General features: G+C 68.1%; 26 protein-coding genes and 1 tRNA gene. 26 read left to right on the top strand and 1 reads right to left on the bottom strand.

All coding sequences use genetic code 11. The annotated features are described in order from the left end of the window. Positions 1-67 precede the first annotated feature (67 nt). The 26 genes from VKZ50_21720 to VKZ50_21595 all read left to right on the top strand — a co-directional run bounded on the left by VKZ50_21720 (position 68) and on the right by VKZ50_21595 (position 19,989). Positions 68-940 carry a c-type cytochrome gene (locus VKZ50_21720; GenBank protein ID HLJ62348.1) on the top strand — a complete coding sequence of 291 codons (873 nt, stop codon included), beginning with the start codon at positions 68-70 and terminating at the stop codon, positions 938-940. Positions 941-979: 39 nt separating this feature from the next. Further along, the gene (locus VKZ50_21715; GenBank protein HLJ62347.1) at positions 980-1,654 is read left to right on the top strand and encodes a hypothetical protein; all 675 of its coding nucleotides are present in this window, start codon (positions 980-982) and stop codon (positions 1,652-1,654) included. A 47-nt stretch (positions 1,655-1,701) separates the two neighbouring features. Beyond that, entirely contained in the window at positions 1,702-2,856 is a 1,155-nt protein-coding gene (locus VKZ50_21710; GenBank protein ID HLJ62346.1) for a cytochrome b N-terminal domain-containing protein, read from the top strand. A 3-nt stretch (positions 2,857-2,859) separates the two neighbouring features. Then, a complete protein-coding gene (locus tag VKZ50_21705; GenBank protein ID HLJ62345.1) occupies positions 2,860-3,177 on the top strand; it encodes a hypothetical protein in 318 nt (105 codons plus the stop codon). A gap of 5 nt (positions 3,178-3,182) precedes the next feature. Further along, complete coding sequence (locus tag VKZ50_21700) at positions 3,183-3,377, top strand: hypothetical protein (GenBank protein ID HLJ62344.1); 195 nt, start codon at positions 3,183-3,185, stop codon at positions 3,375-3,377. Continuing rightward, a complete protein-coding gene (locus tag VKZ50_21695) occupies positions 3,370-4,527 on the top strand; it encodes a cytochrome b N-terminal domain-containing protein (protein ID HLJ62343.1) in 1,158 nt (385 codons plus the stop codon). The genes VKZ50_21700 and VKZ50_21695 overlap by 8 nt, the downstream gene beginning before the upstream one ends. Continuing rightward, positions 4,515-5,027 carry a hydrogenase iron-sulfur subunit gene (locus tag VKZ50_21690; protein ID HLJ62342.1) on the top strand — a complete coding sequence of 171 codons (513 nt, stop codon included), beginning with the start codon at positions 4,515-4,517 and terminating at the stop codon, positions 5,025-5,027. Before VKZ50_21695 ends, VKZ50_21690 begins: the two co-directional genes overlap by 13 nt. Beyond that, positions 5,027-5,164 (top strand): hypothetical protein, encoded by a 138-nt coding sequence (locus tag VKZ50_21685; protein ID HLJ62341.1) that lies wholly within the window; start codon positions 5,027-5,029, stop codon positions 5,162-5,164. The genes VKZ50_21690 and VKZ50_21685 overlap by 1 nt, the downstream gene beginning before the upstream one ends. Before the next feature lie 99 nt (positions 5,165-5,263). Next, positions 5,264-6,262, top strand: a complete 999-nt coding sequence (locus tag VKZ50_21680; GenBank protein HLJ62340.1) for a polyprenyl synthetase family protein — start codon at positions 5,264-5,266, stop codon at positions 6,260-6,262. Positions 6,263-6,274: 12 nt separating this feature from the next. Beyond that, positions 6,275-7,468: a sensor histidine kinase gene (locus tag VKZ50_21675; protein HLJ62339.1), complete on the top strand. Its 1,194-nt coding sequence runs from the start codon at positions 6,275-6,277 to the stop codon at positions 7,466-7,468. Continuing rightward, positions 7,465-8,046 carry a response regulator gene (locus VKZ50_21670; GenBank protein HLJ62338.1) on the top strand — a complete coding sequence of 194 codons (582 nt, stop codon included), beginning with the start codon at positions 7,465-7,467 and terminating at the stop codon, positions 8,044-8,046. The genes VKZ50_21675 and VKZ50_21670 overlap by 4 nt, the downstream gene beginning before the upstream one ends. 126 nt (positions 8,047-8,172) lie before the next feature. Further along, positions 8,173-8,355, top strand: a complete 183-nt coding sequence (gene tatA / locus VKZ50_21665; GenBank protein HLJ62337.1) for a twin-arginine translocase TatA/TatE family subunit — start codon at positions 8,173-8,175, stop codon at positions 8,353-8,355. A 159-nt stretch (positions 8,356-8,514) separates the two neighbouring features. Then, positions 8,515-8,784 (top strand): DUF4321 domain-containing protein, encoded by a 270-nt coding sequence (locus VKZ50_21660; protein ID HLJ62336.1) that lies wholly within the window; start codon positions 8,515-8,517, stop codon positions 8,782-8,784. 92 nt (positions 8,785-8,876) lie between these two features. Next, the gene (gene radC / locus VKZ50_21655) at positions 8,877-9,689 is read left to right on the top strand and encodes a DNA repair protein RadC (GenBank protein ID HLJ62335.1); all 813 of its coding nucleotides are present in this window, start codon (positions 8,877-8,879) and stop codon (positions 9,687-9,689) included. Positions 9,690-9,693: 4 nt separating this feature from the next. Next, positions 9,694-10,731 carry a rod shape-determining protein gene (locus VKZ50_21650; protein HLJ62334.1) on the top strand — a complete coding sequence of 346 codons (1,038 nt, stop codon included), beginning with the start codon at positions 9,694-9,696 and terminating at the stop codon, positions 10,729-10,731. An 8-nt stretch (positions 10,732-10,739) separates the two neighbouring features. Further along, the gene (mreC, locus tag VKZ50_21645) at positions 10,740-11,582 is read left to right on the top strand and encodes a rod shape-determining protein MreC (GenBank protein HLJ62333.1); all 843 of its coding nucleotides are present in this window, start codon (positions 10,740-10,742) and stop codon (positions 11,580-11,582) included. Continuing rightward, positions 11,579-12,085 carry a rod shape-determining protein MreD gene (gene mreD, locus VKZ50_21640; protein ID HLJ62332.1) on the top strand — a complete coding sequence of 169 codons (507 nt, stop codon included), beginning with the start codon at positions 11,579-11,581 and terminating at the stop codon, positions 12,083-12,085. The genes mreC and mreD overlap by 4 nt, the downstream gene beginning before the upstream one ends. Before the next feature lie 200 nt (positions 12,086-12,285). Beyond that, positions 12,286-14,064 (top strand): penicillin-binding protein 2, encoded by a 1,779-nt coding sequence (gene mrdA, locus VKZ50_21635; protein ID HLJ62331.1) that lies wholly within the window; start codon positions 12,286-12,288, stop codon positions 14,062-14,064. Beyond that, entirely contained in the window at positions 14,061-15,218 is a 1,158-nt protein-coding gene (gene rodA / locus VKZ50_21630; GenBank protein ID HLJ62330.1) for a rod shape-determining protein RodA, read from the top strand. The genes mrdA and rodA overlap by 4 nt, the downstream gene beginning before the upstream one ends. A gap of 21 nt (positions 15,219-15,239) precedes the next feature. Next, positions 15,240-17,024: an Rne/Rng family ribonuclease gene (locus tag VKZ50_21625; GenBank protein HLJ62329.1), complete on the top strand. Its 1,785-nt coding sequence runs from the start codon at positions 15,240-15,242 to the stop codon at positions 17,022-17,024. A gap of 55 nt (positions 17,025-17,079) precedes the next feature. Then, on the top strand, positions 17,080-17,403 hold the full coding sequence (rplU, locus tag VKZ50_21620) for a 50S ribosomal protein L21 (GenBank protein ID HLJ62328.1): 324 nt from the start codon (positions 17,080-17,082) through the stop codon (positions 17,401-17,403). 1 nt (position 17,404) lies between these two features. Then, positions 17,405-17,665 (top strand): 50S ribosomal protein L27, encoded by a 261-nt coding sequence (gene rpmA, locus VKZ50_21615; protein ID HLJ62327.1) that lies wholly within the window; start codon positions 17,405-17,407, stop codon positions 17,663-17,665. Between the two features lie 62 nt (positions 17,666-17,727). After that, complete coding sequence (gene obgE, locus VKZ50_21610) at positions 17,728-18,786, top strand: GTPase ObgE (GenBank protein ID HLJ62326.1); 1,059 nt, start codon at positions 17,728-17,730, stop codon at positions 18,784-18,786. 37 nt (positions 18,787-18,823) lie between these two features. Next, a complete protein-coding gene (nadD, locus tag VKZ50_21605) occupies positions 18,824-19,468 on the top strand; it encodes a nicotinate-nucleotide adenylyltransferase (GenBank protein ID HLJ62325.1) in 645 nt (214 codons plus the stop codon). Next, positions 19,468-19,806 carry a ribosome silencing factor gene (rsfS, locus tag VKZ50_21600; GenBank protein HLJ62324.1) on the top strand — a complete coding sequence of 113 codons (339 nt, stop codon included), beginning with the start codon at positions 19,468-19,470 and terminating at the stop codon, positions 19,804-19,806. Before nadD ends, rsfS begins: the two co-directional genes overlap by 1 nt. A gap of 108 nt (positions 19,807-19,914) precedes the next feature. After that, positions 19,915-19,989 (top strand) — tRNA-Ala (locus tag VKZ50_21595). A 780-nt stretch (positions 19,990-20,769) separates the two neighbouring features. On the opposite strand, the gene VKZ50_21590 is transcribed toward VKZ50_21595, so the two are convergent. Next, positions 20,770-23,547 (bottom strand): HD domain-containing phosphohydrolase, encoded by a 2,778-nt coding sequence (locus VKZ50_21590; GenBank protein HLJ62323.1) that lies wholly within the window; start codon positions 23,545-23,547, stop codon positions 20,770-20,772. Positions 23,548-24,131 lie beyond the last annotated feature (584 nt).

Genomic DNA, 24,131 nt, shown 5'->3' with positions numbered 1-24,131 from the left:
CCACGACGGCGTGGTTCTGTGTTGCCGTATACAGCCTGCGCCCATGGGCGTGGAAGAGAGGGCCTGCATGCTGAGAGGGTTCGGCCGGACGCGTCCGGCTGCCTTGTTGCTGGTGATCGCGGCCGCGGTCGTGGTCGCCGGTTGCCAACCCCGGACCGGACTTCAGGGCACCCGGACGCCCATGACCCTCCCGCCGGCGGAGAATGTCGAGACGCCGCTCGTGGCGGACGAGAACGACCGGCCGATCGTGCCGGACGCGATCACGGGCAAGCAGGTGTACGGGCAGAACTGCGCGGTGTGCCACGGGATGGACGGGCACGGCAACGGGCCGATGGCGCCGACGCTCGTCGAGCCCCAACACGACGTACTGGCGCTGGTGGTCGGCTTGTTCGGGATCACGATCCACCGCCCGACGGTGCCGAGCAAGCCCGCCGATTTCCACAACCGCGATTTGGAGAGCGTAATCACCCCGGCGATCATGTTCCAGACCGTCACGGATGGGCGGGCGTACACCGCGATGCCGGCGTTCGGGCCCGAGGCCTCGTTCGGCGCCAACAAGCAGCAGACACTGACGAACGCTGAGCGGTGGGACGCGAACGTGTACGAGATGATGTTCCGGACCACGCCCGAGGGGTTGAGCGCGGGCAAGCGTCTGTACGAAGCGCAGTGCGCGCAGTGCCACGGCGTCAACGGCGACGGCAAGGGCCCGCGCCGCCAGGAGATGGCGGCGCAGATCTGGTCGTGGTCGCGCAACGAAGGGCCGGGTATCTTTACCGACATCAACTACATGGTGCAGCGCAACGGGGCGGACCTCACGAACGCGATCCTCGACGGCGGCGGACCGATGCCGAGCTATCGGGGCAAGCTGAGCACGGCCGAGGTCAACAACCTCGTGGACTACGTCTACACCTTCTTCTACAAGCACCCGCCGATCAAGTAGGGACAAGCGGCGGGACGTGACGCAGGGGGAGCGGATCGGATGAAATTCGACAGGCGGAGCGTGCTCAAGGCGCTGACGGCGATCCCGGTGATCGGGGGCCTCGTCGCGATCCTCTCGCCGCTGTTCCGGTACCTGAAGCCGAACGACAAGCCCTGGGGCATCTTCACGATCGCGCCCGACCTGCCGCAGGGTGGCGCTCAGGTGATTGGGAAGGTCTCCCAGCTCGCGAAGCCGTGGGACTCCTTCTACTTCACCTACGTGCAGAAGTTCGTCCAGTACACACCGGACGGGGAGGAGGCCAGCAACGTTCCCGGCGTGGCGGTCCGGCTCCCGAAGAAGGTGAAGTTCGTGAACAGTGAGGGCTTCGTCGGCTTCAACGGGGAGACCGACATCGTGCTGTTCTCCCGCATTTGCCCGCATCTCGGGTGCATCTACAACTACGTGTCCGACTACCACGAGGTCTCGGCCGGGTACGGCGGCTTTACGCCGCCCAACTGGGAACAGCACGCGCTGATGGCGTGTCCGTGTCACTTCAGTATTTACGATCCCGAGTACCCCGACAACCCCGGAAACGTGATCTCCGGTCCGGCGCCACGGGGCGCACGCTACTTCAAGTTCGAGATTCGCGGGGACGACATCGTCGTCACCGGGGCCGAGGTGGGGGCGATCGCGCAGTGCCGGCCCACGGACCCGGCGGCGCCGCAAGGCGCGTAGGCGGCGGGCGGCCCAGCGGGCCCACGGCGGGAGGTTGGAGGTAAGCGGTGGAGGCGGTACTCGCAAACCTGAAGGAATGGTTCCAGGACCGCAAGCAGCACCTGGACCTCTTCGACGAAACGAAGACGGCGCGCCAGGACAACCCCCTGTACATTCTGGGGAGCCTGGTCTGGTTGTCGTGGATGGTCGTGATCGTCTCCGGGGTCGTGCTGATGCTGTGGTACATCCCGACGACGACCGGCGCGTACCGCTCGATCGAGCACATCACCTACGACATCCCCTTCGGCTGGCTGGTGCGCGGGCTCCACAAATACGGCGGTGACATGCTGATCACGTGCATCACGCTGCGGATCTACCGCATGTACTTCGCCGGCGAGTACAAGAAGCCGGGCGAGCTCACGTGGATGATCCTGTTCGCGTCGCTCGTGCTGGCGATGATCTCGGGCGTCACCGGGTACACGCTGGAGTGGAACCAGCGGGCGTTCTGGGCGGCGAAGGTGATCTTGACCGTGCCGACATACTACGACGAGATCCCGATCCTCGGAAACCTCGGCCTGGGCCACGCGACCGCGTACATCTTTCTTGGCGGGCCGGCGCTCGGCCAGGGCACGCTGACCCGGTTCTACGCGATCCACTTCGGGATCTCGATCGTCCTCGCGATCGTGGCGGAGACGTTCTTCTACCGGACGCGCCGCCGCCACCTCAATCTCTCGGCGTTCGCGATCGTGCTCGTGCTGAGTTTCCTCGCGTTCGTGAGCTTCACCAACCTGCCGGACCTCGGCCAGTGGGCGAACAACAACCGAACGCCGCTGCCCGTGCTTTCGGACTGGTACTTCCTCGCGCTGTACCAGGTCGTGAAATACATGCCGCCGTTGTGGGCCGGCGTCGCGCCAGCGCTGCTGATTGGGTACGGCATGCTCGTGCCGTTTCTCGACCGCACGAAGGAGACGCTGCCGACGCAGCGCCCGCTGTTCTTCGTCGTCGGCGTGCTCGCGCTCGTGTACTGGATCGGGTTCAGCGCGCTCATTATGCTGAACATCGCCGTGATCTCCCGGGATCCGCCGTTCATCTGGGGCATCACCGTCCTCGTGATGCTCGCGGCGTTTCTGTGGGAGTTGAGCTACCGCCGCGGCCGGGCCAGGCGCGCGGCCGCGGCGGGGACCGGCGGACGCCCGGCGGCGCGGCCCGCCGGGGCGTCGTAGGCCGTGCGGCGCAAGCTCCTGTTCTATGCGCTCCTCGCCGCGGCGACGCTGGGGCTCAGCGAGTTTCTCTCGGCGTGGCGCGCGTGGCGTGCGGCGCCGACGATCGACGCCGCCGCGGCGGTCGTCGCCCTCGCGGCCGGCCTCGTCGTGGTGATGCTGTGGCTCGGGTTCGTACTGTACGAGGTGGACCGCGCGGCCGGGCGGGTGCGCCGTCGGGTGGGCCTGTACGAGTGGGTGCTGGCGCGGCGCGACGCGGCGGGACGCCACGCCACGACGTGGCCGGCCGCCCACCCGTCGGCCGGGCCGGGTAGGGGGAGGTGATCGGCATGGCCGACCGGGCGTCGATCTACGGAACGTGGATCGCGATTCTGTCGCTGGTGAGCCTGGTGTGCATCGTTGGGATCGTCTGGGGCGAGCTCACGAATCACCCGCTGTTGGGGGGGAGCTTGATCGGGGTGATCCTGCTCGCGTACTCGTTCATCCTGTTGTTCCTGCGCAAGGGAGGGTTTACGGGTGTATAGACGGCTGCTCGGCCGGTTGCTCGACGCCACGCTTCGGCTGGACACCGTCGTCGCGCGGGTGTACCCGGAGGACTTCAACCCGCTCTACTACACCGGCGGCCTCGCCAACCTGTTCCTCACGGTGCTGATCCTGTCGGGCATCTTCCTGTTCCTGTACTACGCCCCGTCGTTCGACCAAGCCTACACGTCGGTGCAGTTCCTGACGGTCGACGTCCCGTACGGCCAGATCATCCGCGGCATCCACCGGTACGCGGCCGACGGGTTCATGATCGTGATCCTCCTGCACTTCTTCCGCAACTGGTTCACCGAGCGGTTTCGGTTCTCCCGGGACGAACCGTGGATCAGCGGTATGATGCTGCTCCTCTTCGCGGGGTTCATCGGCGTGACGGGCTACGTGCTCGTCTGGGACCAGCGTAGCGCGGCGCTCGTGGCAATGACCGCGAACGCGGCCGGGCAGGTGCCGCTCGTCGGCGGGTGGCTGCGCCACGCGCTGTTCGGCGGCGAAGGCCTGACGAACCTGCTCTTGCCCCGGATCCTGTTCCTCCACGTCGGACCCGCAGTCGGCCTGTACGTCTTCCTCTGGTGGCACTACACGCGTATCCGCCATCCTAAGGTGTGGCCGCCCGCCGTGTGGACCCTGTTCGCGCTCGGGTTCGTGCTGTTGCTGACCGGGCTCATCCCGGTCAGCAGCCAGGCGCCGGCGTCGGCGCTGCACACGCCGACCGATCTGGCGGTCGACTGGCTGTTCCTGACACCGTACTGGGCCATGCGGTTCCTGCCGCCGCTGGTGCTGATCGCGCTCGCCGTCGTGATCGTGGCGTACGGCCTCTATATCCCGTACCAGCTTCCCGAGACCCGTAAGGAGCTCGGCATCAAGGACTCGGGCGTCGCGCAGGTGATCGACGCGAACTGCACGGGGTGCGAGCTGTGCTACTACGACTGCCCGTACAACGCCATCGTGATGGTGCCGACTCCCAATCCGGGCGTGACAAAAGCCGCGCAGGCGCGCAAGCTGCGGGCGGTCATCCTCGAGTCGCGATGCGTCGAGTGCGGGATCTGCGTCGGGGCGTGCCCGTTCGAGGCGCTCGAACTTCCGCGGTTTCTCCAAAAGGATATTCAGGAGAAGGTGCTGAGCGCATGCCGGAGCTAGCCGATCGTCCACAACCCATGCCCGCCGCGGGCCGGGGTCCCAAGATCGTCGGGTTCCTCTGCGACTGGTCGGTTGCGTCCGATGGGGTGACGCGCGAGGACGGAACGATGCGGGACCTCCCGAACGTCACCCTGATCAAGATCCCGTGCTCCGGGTTCACGCGGCCGGCGTGGCTGGAGTTCGCGCTGCGAAACGGCGCCGACGGGGCGTTCGTCTGCGGGTGCCCGCTTGGCGACTGCTTCAACCGGCTCGGCAACAACCTGATCGGGGACCGGGTCGAGCAGCTGCGGCGCCGGTTGGAGCGGCAGAAGATCAATCCCGAGCGCATCGGGGCGCTGTTTTACGGCAAGCACGCCGCGGCCGAGTTTGTCGAGGCCGTCCGCGCGTTCAGCCAGCGGATCGCGAGCATGCCCGGTCCCGCGATCCCGCCGGCGAGGAGGCCGGCGGCCCCGGCCGGCGGACCACCCGGCGGCGCGGCGCCGGCGCAGGGGGGGGCGTGATGGCGGAACGTCGTTCGTCGAGCGCGTCGCAGGGGCCGAGCGTCTCAGTCGTGTACTGGCGATACCTGATCTTCTGGCTGTTGTTGTTCGGCCTCCTGTTCTTCGTGTCATTCTACGGCGTCGTCGCGGACGTGTAGCCGGAGGGTCGCGAGGCGCCCGCGCGCCACCGCACCCGGGCGCTCCGGGGCGCCGGCCACTCCAGGGAAACCCGGCGGGCGGCGAGAACACACCATCCGATGGAACTCGGCCAAATCTACTCGCCCGTTCAGGGCGATCTCGAGGCGCTGGACGGGCGTCTGCGGGCGGAGTTGACGAGCGACGACCCGTTTATCGGGGACCTCGTCGCGCACGTGCTGCGCACCCACGGCAAGATGGTCCGTCCGGCGTTGGTCTGCCTCAGCGCGCTCGCGTGCGCCGGCGGCGAACGGCGGCCGCCGGACCGCGTGGGGCGGCTCGAGATTGCCGGCGCCGTCGAGCTGATCCACGTCGCGTCGCTGGTGCACGACGACGTCATCGACACCGCGGACCTGCGCCGGGGCCAGGCGACCGTGAACTCGGTGTGGGGCAATCAGGTGGCCGTGTTGTTGGGCGACTACTTGTTCAGCAAGGCGTTTCACATGCTCGCGCGGTTGCGGCAGGCCGATCTCGCCGCCGCGATGGCGTGGGCCACGGTGCGGATGAGCCAGGCGGAGATCAAGCAGATCAAGTACGGCAACACGCCGCACACCGACGAGACGATCTACTTCGACATCATCGAGGGCAAGACGGCCCAGTTGATGAGCGCGGCGTGCCGGTGCGGAGCGATGACCGCCGGCGCGGGCGAGGACGAGGCCGCAGCGCTCGCGGCGTTCGGCCTCGAGTGGGGGATGGCATTTCAGATCACCGACGACGCCCTGGACCTGACGGCGAGCGCGTCGAGCCTCGGCAAACCCATCGGCAGCGACATCCAGACCGGCAAGGTGACGCTGCCGATCATCCACGCGCTGCTCCGCGCGCCGGAGGCGGATCGGCGGCACCTGGAGGCGGTGTTGACGCGGACGAACGGCGACGCGCGGGAGGATCCCACCGCGGATGTCCGCGAGATTCTGGCTCGGTGCGGTGCCGTGGACTACGCGCTGGATGTCGCGCGCGCGCGCGCGGACCGCGCCGCGGCGGCGCTTGGGCGCCTGCGCGACTCGCCCGCCCGCTCGAGCCTGCACGGGCTCGTCGAGTTCGTCACGGTGCGGACTCGTTAAGGCAATCCCGCCATGACGCGTCGAGCCCCGGCGACGGTCACGATGACCTCTCCTCCGGCGGGCGTCCGCGCGGACGACGCGGCCCGCCCGTGGCAGCGGCTGCGCGACGTCCTGTTCCGCGTGGCGGTGCAGACGACGAGCGCGCACCTCGCCCGCGCGCGTGACACGATCGTCACGGCGTGGCAGGCGTCGCTGCGCCGACGCGTGCCCCGGTACCACGACGTCGTCGAGACCGCGGCGTGGGGCGCCGACGGGTTGCGGGTGGTGCTGGAGGTCGCGCGCGCGTGGACGGCGGAGGAGAAAGCGCTTGCCCGCGACGCAGTGTTCCGGACCGCGCGCGCGGTCGCGGGAGAGCAACTCCGGCGGGGCTTCTCGCTCGAGGAGATCCAGCAGGCGCTCGCCCTGTTCCGGCTCGCCGTCCTGGCGGAGATCCAGCGCATGCTGCGCCGGCGACTGTGGCTCGCGTTCCCCTGGGACGTGATGCGCGTCGCCGACCGGATCAACGAGGCGATCGATCTGGAGATGCTGGCGATCGGGCAGGCGTACCTCGACGAGCGCGCGGGGGTCATTCATCGGCGCGAACAGGAACTGGTGGCCGGGAACGAGCAGCTGCGGACGCTGCTCCAAGAGATGCACCACCGCATCAAGAACAACCTCCAAACCCTCGCCGACCTGCTCTATCTCGAGGGGCGCGAGGCGGGATCGCCGGAGGTCGCGAGCCGCCTGCGGGACAGCCTGGCGCGGGTGAAGAGCATCGCGACGGTCCACCGCCTGCTGTCGCTGGACCACATCGGCGAGGCCGACGGCCGACGGCTCGCCGAAGCGATCGCGGAGACCGTGTGCCGCGACCTCGGCGCGCCGGGGACGTACCTCGACGTGCGCGTGGACGGCCCATCCGTCTTGTTGCCGAGCAAGCAGGCGACCTCGCTCGCCCTGGTGCTGGGCGAGTTGCTGACGAACGCGATCGAGCACGCCTTCGTCGGGCGTACGCGGGGCGCGGTGCTGATCACGCTCCACGAGCGCGGGGGCGAGGTCACGGTAGTCGTGCGCGACGACGGCGTGGGGCTGCCCGCCGAGCTGGACCCCCAGCAGGTCGAGTCCCTCGGGCTGTCCATTGTGCGCACCCTCGTCTCCCGCGATCTGCGCGGACGGCTCCGGATGTGGGTGGACGGCGGGACGATCGCGGAGGTCGCATTCCGCCGATGATGCCCCGCCCCAGGATCCTGATCGCGGACGACGAGGCGATTCGCCTGATCGCCCTGCGCACCCAGCTCACCACGCTGGGGATGGAGGTCGTCGGCGAGGCGACGACGGGGCGCGAGGCCGTGGCGCTTGCGCGCGAGACCGCGCCGGACCTGGTGGTCCTGGACATCAAGATGCCAGAGATGGATGGGATCGAAGCCGCGCGCCAGATCAGCAGCGCGCAATCGGTGCCGATCATCCTGCTGACCGCCTACTCCGATCAGGCGCTGATCGAACGCGCCGCCGCGGCCGGGGTGTTCGCGTACCTCGTCAAGCCGGTCGCCGAAGAGGACCTGCTGCCGGCGATCCTGACGGCGCGCACACGGTTCGCCGAATTTCAGGAACTGCGCAAGGAGGTCGCCACGCTGTCCGAGGCGCTCGAGGCGCGCAAGGTGATCGAGCGCGCCAAGGGGATCCTGATGGATCGTCTGCGCATCAGCGAGGCGGAGGCATTCCGGCGGATGCAGATCCAGAGCCAGCGCGAGAACAAGCGCCTCGTGGAGATCGCGCGGGCGATCATCACGGCGCATCCGATGCTGTAGCGGCGCTTCGTACCTCTGCGAGCGTGCGCCACGGGTCCGGCGGCTGGGCTCGAACCGCCGTGAGGAACGCCGGGCGCGCCACGCTCGCTTCTTTCAAATGGTGTATAATCAGGCCGGAGGTGCGCTATGGGACCGAAATTTTGGGAGCTAATCATCGTGCTGGCGATCATCATCCTCCTGTTTGGACCGAGCCGGCTCGCGGGCCTCGGCGGAGCGGTGGGGAAGGCCATGCGCGAGTTTAAGGACGCGACGAAGCCCGAGGACCCGAAGTCGTCGACATCAGACAAAAGCGCCGGGGAGAAGAGCTGACCGGCGAGGTCGCGGGCTCGGAGGGGGCGGCGAAGCGACCTCGGGCGTGGAGGACGCGAGGCCGGGGAGCGGTCGCGGGCCGCTCCCTTTTGCGTTGCCCGACGGCGGCCGGTCGGCCGTCGTCGGGCTGGCCGGTCGGGTGGGGCGAGGGGGTGAAGGGTGGCACCGGTTGCCAAGCGGACGCGCGAACCGTGGTGGATCTTGGTCGTGATCATCATCGCGGGGGCCATGCTGGGCAGCGTGTTCGCCGACGCCGTCGGGCAGTTTACGTATCTGGCGCCGATCGGTCACTCGGTGGCGTTTGGCGTGGACCCTCCCGTCACGCTGGACCTCCGTGTCTTCACGATCACGCTCGGGCTGACGGTCCGATTGAACGTTGCGATCGTGGTTGGTATAATCGTCGCGATCTACTTGTTCCGCGCGCTATGAGCGCGGGGGGTAGGGGTTGAGGGGGTGAGGGCGGCGCGCGTTCACACGCCGACCTTGCCCCGTTGTCGTTCCATCGCGCGGGCTCGCCGGTCGTGACGGGCCGGCCGGGGGTCTGCGATCTCGGGCTCTCGGGTGCTGCGCTGCGTGAGCGACGACGCCGGATCGTGGATCTCCCCGAGGAGATCCGTCCTCGTGAGCGGCTGCTGCGGCACGGCGCCGGCGCGCTCAGCAGCGCGGAGTTGCTCGCCGTTCTTCTCCGTACGGGTTTCCGCGACCACGGTGCCCTGGAGGTCGCGGCCGCCCTCTTGGGGAACCATGGGACGCTGGATCGCCTCGCCGGCGCCACGCCGGTCGAGTTGTGCAGGACGCCCGGCGTGGGCGAGGTTAAAGCCCTCCACCTCCTAGCTGCGTTCGAGTTGGGGCGCCGGTTGCGGGCACTGCCGCCGCGGACGCGGCCGGTCGTGCGCCGACCTGCCGACGCGGCGGCGCTGGTTGTCGACGCGTTGCGGTTCTGCGAGACGGAGCAATGTTGGGTGCTGCTACTCAATACGCGGCACGAGGTGATCGACCGGGTGGAGCTGACGCGGGGCGGGTTGGCGAGCTCCCCGGTCCATCCCCGGGAGGTGTTTCGGGCCGCCGTCCGCGGAGGCGCTGCGGCGGTGATTTTGGTGCATAATCATCCATCGGGCGATCCGGCACCGAGCCGATCCGACCTGGCGCTGACCGCGCGGCTGTGCCGAGCCGGGCGGCTGATGGGGATTCCCGTGCTGGACCACCTGATCGTCGGGGACGGTCGGTACGTGAGCCTCCGCGAGCGGGGTGGTCCGTTCGACCCGGCGCCGGGAGCGCCGCGCGCGCCGCGGAAGAGGGGGGCCGGGCCAGCGGGGGGCCCGAGAGGAGCGTGAGGGAATGATCTTCAACGGCTTGTTCGGCCGGTTCACCCGCGACATGGGAGTGGACCTCGGGACCGCCAACACCCTGGTGTACGTGCGGCGGGAGGGGATCGTGCTGCGGGAGCCGTCCGTGGTCGCGCGGAGGGTGGACGGCGGCGAGGTGCTGGCCGTCGGCGACGAGGCCAAGAAGATGATCGGCCGCACGCCCGGAGACATCATCGCGACCCGCCCGCTCAGAGACGGCGTGATCGCCGACTTCGACACGACCGCCTCGATGCTGTCGTACTTCATCAAGCGCGGCCTCCGGGGGCGGAGTCTGTTGCGGCCCCGGGTGATCGTTGGGATTCCGAGTGGCGTCACCGAGGTGGAGAAGCGCGCCGTGATCGACGCGACGCTCCAAGCCGGCGCGCGGGAAGCGTACCTGATCGAGGAACCGATGGCCGCCGCGATCGGCGCGGGGCTTCCCGTGTCGGAGCCGGTGGGGAGCATGGTCGTCGATATCGGAGGCGGGACGACCGAGGTCGCCGTGATTGCGCTCGGCGGCATCGTGACCGCCCGCAGCATCCGGGTCGCCGGTGACGAGATGGACGAATCGATTATTCAATACGCGCGGAAGGCGTACAACCTTTTGATCGGTGAGCGCACGTCCGAGGATATCAAGATCAAGATCGGCTCCGCGTACCCGCAGAAGGAGGACCAGTCGATCGAAGTCCGGGGGCGGGATTTGGTGTCGGGACTCCCGCGGACGGTGCGGATGACCGGGACGGAGATCCGCGAGGCGATGGCGGAGCCGATCGCGGCCATCGTCGAGGCGGTGAAGATGACCTTGGAGCGAACCCCGCCGGAACTGGCCGCGGACATCGTGGACCGCGGTATCATCATGGCGGGAGGCGGCGCGCTGCTCCGCGGGCTCGACCGGCTACTCGGCGAGGAGACCGGCATGCCGGTGATGATCACCGACGACCCCCTCAGCAGCGTCGTGCTCGGGACCGGGCGCGCGCTCGAAGAGATCGAGACGCTCAAGAAAGTCCTGGTCACGAGCAAGCGGATGTAGGCCACAGCGTGTTCTCGTCCGCGCTGCTCCGCCACCGACGGCTCATCGTGTTCTTGACGCTGAGCGTCGTCGCGCTCGCCGTCTTGACCGAGCAGGTGCGGACGCCCGACCGCCGCCGGGTGGGGTGGGTGGGCGAGGCCGTGGAGTTCGCGCTTGCGCCGGCCGCCACGGTGCTGTCGCGGATTGGCGGCGCGGTGTCCGGCGCGTGGTCGCTTCTGAATGAGATCGGGGCCCTGCGCACCGAGAACGCGCGTCTCCGCGCCGAGGTCGGGCAGTTGCGCGAGGAGAACGCCGGACTCCGCCCGGCCGCGCAGGAGAACGCGCGGCTCGGAGCGCTGCTCGGCTTCAAGGAGCACCAGCCGTACCAGACCGTGGCGACTCGGGTGATCGGCCGCGAGCCGAGCGACTGGTTCTCCACGGTGCTCGTCGACCGCGGCACGCTCACGGGCGTCCGGCGGAACGATCCCGTCGTCACCAGCGACGGCTTGGTGGGGCACGTGATCGAGACCGGGCTGACGTGGTCACGCGTACTGCTCCTCCCGGATCCGCGGAGCGCCGTCGGCGTCCTCGTGGTCCGTTCGCGCGAAGCCGGCGTCGTAGAGGGCCAGGGCTACCCCGTGCTGCACCTGAAGTACCTCGCCCGCGACGCGGACGTGCAGCCCGGAGACCAGATCGTCACGTCCGGGCTCGGACAGATCTATCCGCGCAGTCTCGTCGTCGGCACTGTGATCGGGGTCACCCACGCCGCCGGCGACATGTTTCAGGAGGCGCTGGTGCGTCCCTCCGCCGACCTCGCCCATCTGGAGGAGTTGCTGATTGTCGTCCGAGGTGGCGAACAGGTCGCGCGATGACGCGGTTCGTCGCCTACGGCATTCTGGCGCTCGCCGCGCTGGCGCTTGAAGTCACATGGTTGAGCGATATCCGGCCCGGGGGCGCGGCCGTCGACCCGCTCCTCGTCCTCGTGGTGTCGGTCGGCCTGCTGCACGGCCCGATCGAGGGCGCCGTCGCCGGCGCGGCCGCTGGGCTGATGCAGGACGTGGTGACCGGGGTGCCGCTGGGGCTTGGAATGCTCGGCAACCTCTGCGCCGGGTTCGGGGCGGGGCTCGGCGAGGGGCGGCTTTACCTGGAGGACCTCTGGCTGCCCGCGATCGCCGCGTTCACGCTGACCATCGTGCGGTATGCGGTGTGGATCGGCGCCGGTCACATGGTGAGCGTGCTCAACGTGCCCCTGACGGAGGCGGTTCGCGTCACGGCGCTGGCGGCATGTTATAATGGTATGATTGCAATTCCGGTTTTCCAATGGCTCCGCCGGCTCGACGGGGCGTTGCAGCGGCTCTCCGAACGACCGCGGTGACCGACCCCGAGCTCCGCGCCGGAACCTGTCTATCGACGTTGAGGCACCGTGTGGCGTGGTGGACCCTGCCGGGGGTGCCCCGGACCGTCCGGACGGGCGTGAGCGCCCGCCGGGCCATGACGGTCGTCCCCGATCCCGCCCCGAACCGTCCGGGGGCGAAGTTGTGGTGTGCGCCTCCGGACCGCCGGGGGGATCGCTAGATGGACCGCGAGAGCTTCGAGCGGCGCCTCGTCGTCCTGTTCGCCGTAGTCGCCGGCCTCCTCGCCGTGCTGGCCGTCCGCCTCTGGCAGGTGCAGGTCGTGCAGGGCGACTACTTCTCCCGTCTCGCGGAGGAAAACCGTCTGCGCGTCACGACACTCGCCGCGCCGCGCGGGCTCATCGTCGACCGGTCCGGTCGGCCGCTCGTCGCGAACCGTCCCGCGTTCACCGTGGCGCTGATGCCCACCGAGGTCGTCAATCCGCAGCAGGAGATCCCAGAGATCGCCCGCTTGCTGGGCCTCGATCCCGGGGACGTCTGGCAGCGGTTCACCGCGTCGCGAGGCCAGCCGTTCCAGCCCGTGCGGTTGCGTCGTGACGTGCCGAAGACGGTCGTCGCCGCCGTCGAGGAGAGCCGGATGGATCTGCCTGGCGTCCTCGTGGAGGTCGAGCCCGTGCGGGAGTACCTGTACCACGATCTCGCCGGCCATCTGCTCGGCTATCTCGGCGAGATCAGCGACGCCGACCTCCGCCAGTTGCGGGCCGACGGATACGAACCCGGCGAACTGATCGGCAAGGCGGGGGTGGAACGGGTCTACGACCGCTACCTCCGCGGGCGCAACGGCGAGCTCCGCGCCGAGGTCGACGCGATGGGCCGGTTGTCGCGGACGCTTCAGACGATCCCGGCCGTGCCGGGGGACACCCTGGTGCTCGGAATCGACCTGCCGATGCAGCAGGCCGCGGAGGCCGCGCTCGGAGACCGGCCGGGCGCCGTCGTGGCGATGGACCCCGCGACCGGTACCGTTGAGGCGTTCGCGAGTCACCCCGCGCTCGACCCGAACTTGTTCTCGGCGGGGATCCCCGCGGCGGCTTGGAGCGCGTTGTTGCGCGACCCCCGCCAACCGTTGATCGACCGCGCGGTCCAGGCCGGCTACCCGACCGGGTCGGTGTTCAAGATCGTGACCGCATCGGCGGCGTTGCAGCTCGGCGTCGTGACGGCCGACACCGAGTTCTACGATCCGGGCTACTACAACCTCGGCGGGCGGATCTTCCACGACAACCAAAACGAAGCGTTCGGTCATCTGAACTTCCTGAATGCGATCGCGGTGTCGTCAAACGTGGTGTTCTGGACGATCTCGCGGTCGGTCGGGCCCGAGCACATTTCCGAGTACGCGCACCTGTACGGGCTCGGCGCTCGCACGGGCGTCGACCTACCTGACGAGATCGCCGGCGTCGTGCCCGATCCGGCGTGGAAACGCCGCGTCTACCGTGAACCGTGGTACGCCGGGGACACGCTCAACACCGCGGTGGGGCAGGGGTATGTGCTCGTGACACCGATGCAGGCGGCCCGGATGATCGCCGCGGTGGCGAACGGCGGGACGCTCGTGACCCCGCACATCGCCGTGGAAATTCGTACGCCGTCGGGCCAGGTCATTCAGAAGATCTCGCCGCCGCCGGCGGGCGACGTGCCGCTCAGCCCGCAGACGCTGTCCGTCCTCCGGGCCGGGTTGTCCGCGGTCGTGACGCGCGGAACCGCCACCTCGATTCAGATTCCTGGCCTCGCCGTCGCGGGCAAAACGGGGACCGCGGAGAGCGCACACGGCAAGCCGTACGCGTGGTTCGTTGGCTACGCGCCGGCCGACCACCCGACGCTGGTGGTCATCGCCATGGTCGAGAACGCGGGCTACGGGGCCGAGTTCGCCGGACCCATTGTGCAGCGCGTGCTGGAAACCGCGTTCGGTCTCACGCCCGCCGCTCCGCCGGCCGGAGACCCCAAGCCATGAGTGCCGTGGGCACGGCCGCCGTCACCGCGCCGGGATCTGTGAGCGCGCGCGCCGCGCGGACTCGGCGCCTGGCGCGCAACCTCGATCCGATCCTGATTGGTACGACGGCGGCGCTCGTCGCGTTTGGACTGCTCATGGTGTACAGCACCACCCGATCCTCCCCGCATCCGTTTCTGTACACCCGCAGCCAGTTGCTCCACATCGTCATCGGCGTCGGCGTCGGGATCGTGCTGATAGCGGTCGACTACCGCACGCTCGCGTCCGCGTCGCGCTGGCTGTACGTGGCGAACCTCGGGATACTCGCCGCGGTGCTGGTCGTGGGCCGCAGCAGCCTCGGCGCGCAGCGCTGGATCCCCCTCGGACCGCTGGGACAGTTCCAGCCGTCGGAGATCGCGAAGCTCGCGATCGTCATCACGCTGGCGAAGCACATGGCCGACCGGCCCGGACCGTACCGATCGATCCGCGACCTGCTGCCGTTTCTCGGGCACGTCGCGCTGCCGATGTTCCTCATCTTCCGCCAGCCCGACCTCGGGACCGCGCTCGTGTACGGCGCGATCTTCGCGGGGATGCTGTACGCGGGGGGCGCGCGCCGCCGGGACCTCGCCGGGCTCTCGGCGGGCGCGTGCCTGCTGTTTCCGGTGCTCTGGCACCTGCTCAAGGAGTACCAGAGGCGGCGGCTCATGGTGTTCCTCGACCCCTCGCTAGACCCGCTCGGATCGGGCTATGGCATCATCCAATCGAAGATTGCCGTCGGCAGCGGGATGACCTGGGGCAAGGGGCTGTTCGCCGGGACGCAGAACGTGCTGCAGTTCGTCCCGGAGCACCACACGGACTTCATCTTCTCCGTGGTCGGCGAGGAACTGGGGTTCGTCGGCGCGCTGCTCCTCTTGACGCTGTTCCTCGTGTGGCTCTGGCGCGGCGTGCGGACCGCGGCGGTGGCCCGCGACCGGTTCGGGGCGCTCGCCGCGGCGGGGATCGTCTCGATGGTCGCCTTTCACGTGTTCGTGAACGTTGGGATGACGGTCGGGATCATGCCGATCACCGGGATCCCGCTTCCGTTCATCAGTTATGGCGGCAGTGCCCTCATGACGATGCTGTGGGCGACCGCGCTTCTCCTCAATATCGGGATGCGCCACCAGAAGATTCGGTTCTAGCAGCAAAGGAGTTTGGACGGGATGGCTAAGGAGATTCTCGCGAACGTGGACCCGTTTGAGGTGCGCGTCGCCGTGCTTGAGGACGGCGTGCTGACCGGCGTCTTGCTCGAGCGGGGTGACCCGCTCGCGGGAAACGTGTACAAGGGGCGGGTGGCGAGCGTGCTGCCCGGCATGGAGGCGGCGTTCGTGGACATCGGCCTCGAGCGGAACGCCTTCCTCCACGTCGCAGACGTACGGTCGAACCGGATCGAGGCGCACGGACAGGGCGGCGAGGATCTCGAGGATCAGATCGGACGGGGTCCGATCGCCGAGCGGCTGCGGGTGGGCCAGGAGATCCTCGTGCAGGTGACCAAGGAGCCGCGGGGGAGCAAGGGCGCGCGTGCGACGACCTACGTGGCGCTGCCGGGCCACTACCTCGTGCTGATGCCGACCGTCACGGGGATCGGGGTCAGCCGTCGCATCGAGAACGAACAGGAGCGCAAGCGTCTGCGGGCGATCGGGGAGCGGCTGCGCCCGGAAGGGATGGGCCTGATCGTCCGGACGGCGGCCGAGGGCGTCGACGAGCGGGACCTCGCCGACGACGTCCGCTTCCTGTTACAGTTGTGGTCGAAAGTCACCGAGCGCGCCGCGGCCAGCCGCGCGCCGGCCGTGCTCTACCAGGACCACGGCCTGATCCGCCGTGTGGTGCGTGATCTGTTCACCGGGGAGGTCGACCGGTTCGTCGTGGACTCCCCGCTCGAGTTCGAACGGGTCCGCGACCTGGTGGGCTCGTTCGCGCCGGAACTGCGTGAGCGCGTGCAGTTTCATGGGGGGCCGGAGCCGATCTTCGACGCCTACGGTGTGGAGCGCGAGATCGAGCGGGCGCTGCACCGGAAGGTGTGGTTGCGCAGCGGCGGGTACCTCGTCTTCGATCGGACCGAGGCCGCGACCGTGATCGACGTGAACACGGGCAAGTACGTCGGGAAGACCGACCTGGCGAGCACGATCCTCAAGACAAATCTCGAGGCCGCGCAGGAGATCGCCCGGCAGATCCGCCTCCGTGACATCGGGGGGATCATCCTGGTTGACTTCATCGACATGGATGCCGAGAAGCATCGACGCCGTGTGCTCGCGGCGCTCGCCGAGGCCGTTCGCGCCGATCGCACGAAGGTCCACGTGATCGATCTCACGCAACTCGGGCTCGTCGAGATCACCCGGAAGCGCGTCTACCAGGATCTCGAGGAGCTGATGCGGATGCCCTGTCCGTACTGTGAAGGGCGGGGTCGGGTGCTGTCCCCTCAGAGCGCGGGGGTGCGCGCCCGCCGGGAGTTGCGCCGTGCGGCCTCGACGTCGCGGGCGAAGGTGCTGATGGCGTACGTACATCCCGACGTGGCGGCCGTGCTCGAGGAGGACGCGGAGTGGCTGCGGGCGCTCGGTCGCGAGAGCGGCAAGACGATCGTCGTGCGGTCGCGTCCCGGGATGCACCTCGATCGCATCGCCGTGGCGCAAGGTGAGAGCGCCGCGGCGATGGAGCGGGCGGAGGCAAACGGGCAGGGCGCGAAACTCGGGCCGGTGTTCTGGCTGGACCCGATCCACGGCGAGGGGCTGGATCTGCCGGACGACGAGCCGCGTGAGTCCTCCGTGCTCCGGGCCGTCGGCGAGCCTGCGTCGGCGGGGGGAGGATGGTTCGTGCGCCTGTGGCGCCGCCTGGGCGGAGCCGGTGGAGTGCCGCCGGCGCCGCCGGTCGGGCGTCCGCTGCCTCGGGACGGGCGCAGGGAGCATGCCGAACCCAACCCTGCGGGGGTGGGCAGAACCCCGGGTCGTTGACACTCCAAAGAGCGCATGCTACCATTTTTGGGTTGCAAACACGTGGGGGCGTCACATGTATGCGGTAATCGATGTGGGTGGCAAGCAGGTGCGGGTGGAGGCGGGGCAGGTCGTCGAGTTGGACCGCGTGCCCGCGGATCCTGGGGCCGAGGTCACGCTCGGGCGCGTGTTGATGCTGGTGGACGGCGACACGGTGACGTGCGGCACGCCGGAGGTGTCAGGCGCCGGGGTGACGGTCACCGTGCTCGGGCACTCGCGGACGCGGAAGCTCCTCGTGGGGAAGTTCCGGCCGAAGAAGCACTACCGGCGGCGCGTTGGGCATCGGCAACCCCGCAGCCGGGTGCGGGTCGAGCGGATCACGAGCGGGCAGGGGGCCTGAGATGGCACATAAGAAGGGTGGTAGCAGTTCCCGGAACGGGCGCGACAGCAACGCCCAGCGCTTGGGCATCAAGCGGTTCGCCGGCGAGACGGTGTCCGCGGGCTCGGTGCTCGTCCGGCAGCACGGGACACGGTACCTGCCGGGCCGCAACGTCGGGCTGGGGCGCGACGACACGTTGTTCGCGCTCGCGTCTGGCGTCGTGCGGTTCGAGCGACGCGGCCGCGACGGCCGTCAGGTATCGGTGTATCCAGGCGACGCGTAGCGGGGTGCTTCGGCGCGGGCCCCGGGCTCCACGAGCCCGGGGCCCTTTTGCGTCCTCTTCCCATGTTCATTGACCGCGCACGGATCTTCGTCAAGGCCGGAGACGGCGGCAACGGTTGCGTGGCGTTCCGCCGGGAGAAGTTCGTGCCGAAGGGGGGACCGTCGGGCGGCGACGGCGGCCGCGGCGGGAGCGTCGCACTCCGGGCCGACACCGACCTGAACACGTTGTTGTCGTTCCGGTACCGCCGGCTCTTCAAGGCCGGCCGCGGCGCCCACGGGGAGGGCAGCGCGCGCGCCGGACGGTCCGGGCGCGATCTCGTGATCCCGGTGGCCCCCGGCACGATCGTGGTCGACGAAGCCACTGGCGACCGGCTCGCCGACCTCGTCGCCCCCGGGCAGGAGGTGATCGTGGCCCACGGCGGCCGGGGGGGGCGCGGCAACACACACTTCGCCACGTCGACTCGCCGCGCGCCGCGCGAGGCCGAACCGGGGACGCCGGGCGAGGAGCGGTGGCTGTTGCTGGAGCTTCGCCTGCTCGCAGACGTGGGCCTCGTGGGCCTGCCCAACGCCGGCAAATCGTCGTTGCTCGTGCGGATCTCGGCCGCGCGCCCCAAAGTGGCCGACTACCCGTTTACCACGACCGAGCCCGTGCTCGGGGTCGTACCGCTGCCCGATGCACCGGGCATCGTTGTCGCCGACATCCCCGGGCTGATCGAGGGTGCGCATCGAGGCGCGGGACTCGGCCACGAGTTTCTGCGGCACATCGCGCGCACGCGCGTGCTGGTGCACGTGGTGGATCTGAGCGGGTCGGATCCCGACGCCGCGGTGGCGACGGTGGAGCGCGAACTCGCGCTGCACGCTCCCGAGCTGACCACGCGGCCGGTGATCGTGGCCGGCAACAAGATGGATCTGCCGGACGCGCGCGGTCGGTGGGAGCGATTCGCCGCGACGATGGCGGCGCGGGGCCGCGAGGTCGTCTCGATCTCGGCCGCAACCGGCGAAGGTGTGCCGGCGCTGTTGCGCGCGGTGCGGTCGCGGCTCCAGGCCGCACCGCCGCGCGGGGCGGAGGAAGCCGCGGGCGTCGCCGAGAACACGCCCCCCGGACCTGGCGCGGCGACGTGAGTCGGTGCATGTCGGGCGACGAACGTGAGAGGTGCGTGTGAGCAGAGTCGGGGTCATGGGCGGGACGTTTGATCCCGTGCACTATGGACACTTGGTCACGGCGGGGGAGGCTCGGTGGCAGTTCGGGCTCGACCTCGTGATCTTTGTGCCGAACCGCCATCCTCCGCACAAGGACCCGCACGACGTGTCGGGACCCGAGCACCGGTATCTCATGACGTTTCTCGCGACCGTCACGAATCCGCGGTTCTTGGTCTCGCGCATGGAGATCGATCGGCCGGGACCATCCTACACCATCGACACGATCCGCGAGCTCGGGCGCGAACACCCCAGCGACGAACTGTACTACATCACCGGCGCGGACGCGCTCGGGCAGATCCTGCGCGGTGAGTGGCGGGACGCGGAGCAGTTGCTCCGATTGTGCCGGTTTATCGGCGCGAGTCGCCCCGGCTACTACCTCGATCCCGCCCAGGTGTCGGCGAGCCACCATCACGTCCGGCCGCATCTCCACAACATCCATACGATGGAGATCCCGGCGATGGCGATCAGCAGCACCGACATCCGGGCCCGCGTGCGCGAAGGCCGACCGATCACCTATCTCGTGCCCGAAGCCGTCGAGCAGTACATCGCGAAGCACAACCTCTACGTGGAAGCGCCCGCGTCGCTCCCCAAGGGGGCCGGGTAGTGGAGGCAAGACGAAAGGCGCTGTTGGCGGCCGACGCCGCCGAGTCCAAGCTGGCGGGCGACGTTCTTGTCCTTGATCTTCAGGAGCACAGCCCGGTGACCGACTTCTTCGTGATCGGGAGCGGGAGCAACCGGGTGCAGATCAAGGCGATCACCGAGGCGGTCGAGGAGGCGCTCGAAGCCGCCGGCGAACGCGCCCGCCGCGCGGAGGGCCGGCGCGACGGGCGCTGGGTGCTGCTTGACTTCGGCGACGTCGTCGTCCATATTTTTGAGCCGCGCGAGCGAGAGTTCTACAACCTCGAGCGGCTTTGGGGGGACGCGCCGGTCGTCGAACGCTAGCCGGACGCGCGAGCCTGACGTCGAACCGCCGCCGAATCCGATATGGACCTGGGGCTCACCGTCCGATATAATACGGAGGTTCCGCACGGCGTCGGCGTTGGATCACGTGGGGCTGTAGCTCAGCGGGAGAGCGCCTCTTTGGCGTAGAGGAGGTCGAGGGTTCAATTCCCTCCAGCTCCACCATATTTACCCACGTTTCTGAACGATCGCCACGATCCCGCCGACCCCGTCTTCGTGAGCAAACCGTTAGCCGCCGCCGCCGCGAGTTCCTGGCCCAGCGGATCGACATGCACATCGCGATCCTGCCCGAACTGGACCCGTGGGGAATCGTCGCCGTCGCGTTGCTGCTTGCGTCACTGGCTTTTCGATACATTGGGCAGAGCGTGTTCGCGCACCCGCAAAGCCTCGGCGGAGAACTCGGGCACTTTTGGTTATCTGGTCTATTGAGTCTGGGCGGGCTAGTGATTCTTGCGCTCCAGTATGGACTTCACCGTCACCGCCTACCTCGACAACTCGTGAGAATGCTTCAAATAGGTGACCACCTGAGAGAGTCTATTGAGGACGTATCCGAAGACGCCGCTCTCGCAACAGCCCACGAAAGATTTCGAGAGTGGTTGTACTCATTATACAGCGTGCTGTACTATCGACGACCACACTATGCCGCAGAGTTGCTCCGGCGGCTTCAAGGTGCGCGCACACGCAAACACGTGCTCACGACTTGGAACGAGTATCGCGGGTTGAAGGACAACACGCGCGACTCCCTCGCCGCAGACATTGAGCCGTCCGGTCCGCGTTGGCAAAGTTCTTGACGAAGTTCTAGACTCGTAGGTCCCTGCGGGGACGATACGACCACATCACCCCTCACACCTCGCGGGGACGCGGTAACCCCAAGCCTCTCAGCAAGACGTCGGACTGGCTCCGCCAAGGGGACGGGCGTCGCACGACGTCCTCGCTGTTCCGATCCTAGTGACGCCCTGTACGATGCCCACGGGCAGGCGCCTCGTGTTCCTCCAGCATCTCCAGGAACGCTGTCACGATGTCCGGATCGAAATGCGTGCCTGCGCGTTCTGCGATATGCTTTCGAGCCCGCTCGGTGCTCCACGCGGCTCGATACGGGCGCTTCGATGTAAGTGCGTCCCACACGTCCACCACGGCGAAGATCCGGGCCGCCAATGGAATATCCATCCCTTTGAGCCCACGCGGATATCCGGTTCCATCCCATTTCTCATGGTGGCAGTATGGGATGTCCAGCGCCTGGCGTAGGAACTGGATTGGCGCCAGTAGGTGGTAGGCGTGCTCGGGGTGGAGCTCCATCGTCGCCCGCTCCTCGCTCGTCAGCGGGCCGGGCTTGAGGAGCAGCGTATCCGAGATCGCCATCTTCCCGATATCATGCAGCAGTGCACCGCGGCGGATGTGCACCAGCTCGGTGTCCGGAATGCCCAACTTGGTCGCCAGACGTACGGCCGTCTCAGCTACACGTTGCGTGTGACCCTCTGTTTCCTTATCTCGCAGTTCCAGTGCATGCGCCCAGCCCGCCAGCGTCGTATCGTAGGCGCGCATGTTCCGCAGGACGGCCGTGCGGAATCCATGCTCTGCCGCGTACTCGAGCACTTGCAAGTGCGGGTTGAACAGCAGTACACACGCGGCATCCGCTTGGAGTTGCGCCATGGTGCTGGCGAGCACCACGTTGAGACTGAGACCGAGGTCCAGGCTCCCGGTGATCGCTTGGTCAATCTCCCGAAGCGCCTGAAGCTGCGCCGATCGGTGGACGGTCTCGTGATACAGGCGAGCGTTCTCCAAAAATGCCCCCAACTGGTGGGTATACGCTCGGAAGAACGCCACGCGCTCGGGCGTGAAGAACCCCGCACGGTCAGAATACAACGCCAGTAGCCCAAAGAGCCCATTCCGGCCGGCCAGGGGGAGCGCCGCCACGGTCTGAAGCCCCAGCGCCCGAAGCGCTGGCATCCATGGGACCGGCGGCGCGGCAGTGGCATTGAAATCGGGCACCACAAACGGATCTCCGGTGGCGAATCGTTCCTTGACACGTGTCTCGATCTCCGACCCGGCCCAGCCGGCTGGCACGGATACGGGGATGTCGGTATTGGCAGGGAAACACGCGAGACCCCGTGGCACACCAGAGTCGTCAAACTTCGCGGTCCAGGCGAAGGTCACACCAAGCGCCCCCACGCACAGTGCGACCGCTTCGTCCGCGAGCCGCTGAAGATCCAAGGTCTCGACCATGCGTTGGGCGCTCTCGTGCAGCGTGCGGACATGTGCGAGTTCCTGGGCGATCTGATGGGCCAGTTGCGTACGATGGATGGCGTGGCTCGCCAGGTCCGCAAGTGTCGTGACGACTCCCACCGCTTGGGGGGTGAATGGACCATACTGGGCCCCGCGCTGCCGAGCGATGATGAGCGCGCCGATTACCCGATCGCCTTCCCGCATCGGAACCGAAATACACGGACCCATGAGGCCACTCCCGGGCGAGGCGCCGGCTACCGATGGGGGTTCCGCGGACAGATCGGGTGTAAGAAAGACGCCACCCTGGTGGATAGCCATTCCGGAGAGACTCCCTGCGACAGGGAACACCGCGCCTTGCGGTATGGTTGCGATCCCCCGGACGCATGCACATCGAAAGTTGACGTCATCCGGTTCAATGAGCACGAGGGCGGCGTGATCGCCGTGCAGCAGCGCCATCGCCTGCTCCACGATGATTGCGTACACGTCGTCGAGACGATCGACCCCGCGGAGAGCCACACCTACACTATGAAGGGCCTCCATGTTGTGCGCGTGAACGCGTACCTCGTCCAACAGGCGCAGGCGCTCCGCAACGGCCCCGACCTGCTTACCGATCGCCTCGACCAACTGGATCTCCTGCGACGACCAACGCCGTGGCCGCGATGTTGCGATCGCGAACCCACCGATCATACGACCGCCCAGGAGTATCGGCCCGGTCAACGAAGCCCCGGCTGCGCCGGCGCGCTGTAGCACGGGCCTGAGCGCCTCCGCAGTTGGGCCTGTGAGAGTGTCCCAGTCCTCCACCGCGACGACCCGAGTGAAATCCAATCCGGCAGCGGACGCCGTGGCGACCACCTCTGTGCTCAGCTCCGGCGCCATGTTTCGCGTCACGTGTCTGTCGGGATTCGTGCCAAGCCAGATACCACCGCGCTCACCTTCCAGGACCGTCAGCGCCCGATCGAGCAGCGTCCCGAGAAACGTCCGCAGGTCCGCCGCGCCGGCTGCGGCGGCCATGATGTCGTTGAGCGCTCTCAGTCGCGCCTCCGCTTGCGTACGCTCTGGAACGTCGATAGCGAGCTGCTCCTGAACCTGTTGCGTCTGCTCCAAGCTCTCCCGCAAGGTCTGCTCGACGCGCTTGTAGTCGGTGATATCCTCGGCGACACCGACGACTTCAGTGAACTTGCCGGCAGAATCGTGGACTGGAAACGTACGGTTGCTGATCCAGCGCGTGGAACCGTCCGGTCGCACGATCCGGTACTCCATTCGAGTCGGTTCGCCCCGCTGCGAGGCGGTAAAGACGTCGATGGCCCGTTCGCGATCCTCTGGATGGATCGACTCGATCCATGCCGCCGGCCGTCGGTACACTTCCTCACGGGGTCTGCCCCAGATCTCCTCGTAGGCCGGGCTGACGTATGTGACACGGACGGGCTCAGGTGTGCTAACGAAGAAGACCTCGCGGATGTGGTTCACTAAGTGCTCAAGTTGTTCCCGGGATGGCTCCACAGCCTCCTCCCTGTGCCCTTGGACCGGGAGCATTGGATCCTCAGTCCGTTGACGACGGGCCTTTGAGGTGCGCGGGGTTGTCTCTCCCCGCATCACGGTCCCTCGCCCAGACACAGCGCCGGCACGCCCGTCCACGACGGTGGCACCGATCGGCTCGAGGTTATGCGAAGGGGTCGTTCGTGGGACTTCGATCCTCGTTTAGGAGTGGTAGGACCGCAGCTATTGCTCGACCACCCGAACGGCCATCGCGGACATTGCGCCAGTGCGTGGCGCCGGAGTTCGATATCCTTTTCCCGGCCCCGCGTGGCTTCGGGGCGTCGGCTTCTCCAACGACTCAACACACGAAGGACCCGCGCGCTTTCATGGGGCTCTCGACCGCCAGGCCCCAACGCTGGTTGAACTGGGTCAGATGGCCGATGGGCCGGGAAGGCGACGGGATGGGCTGTCACGACCGGTGCTAGACTCCTCAAAGAGCCGGAGTAAAATTCCCCACCCCGACTGAATCTGGGTCACCAAATCCCTGCGAGGAGGAGGTGGCCCGACTGCTGCGAGGTGGGGACGTGGATGATGTTCGGACCTTTCAT

It is taken from the genome of bacterium (assembly GCA_035295165.1).
GTDB lineage: Bacteria > Sysuimicrobiota > Sysuimicrobiia > Sysuimicrobiales > Segetimicrobiaceae > JAJPIA01.
The sequence above is the reverse complement of the archived record's forward strand: the minus strand, read 5'-3'. Positions and strand labels throughout refer to the sequence as shown.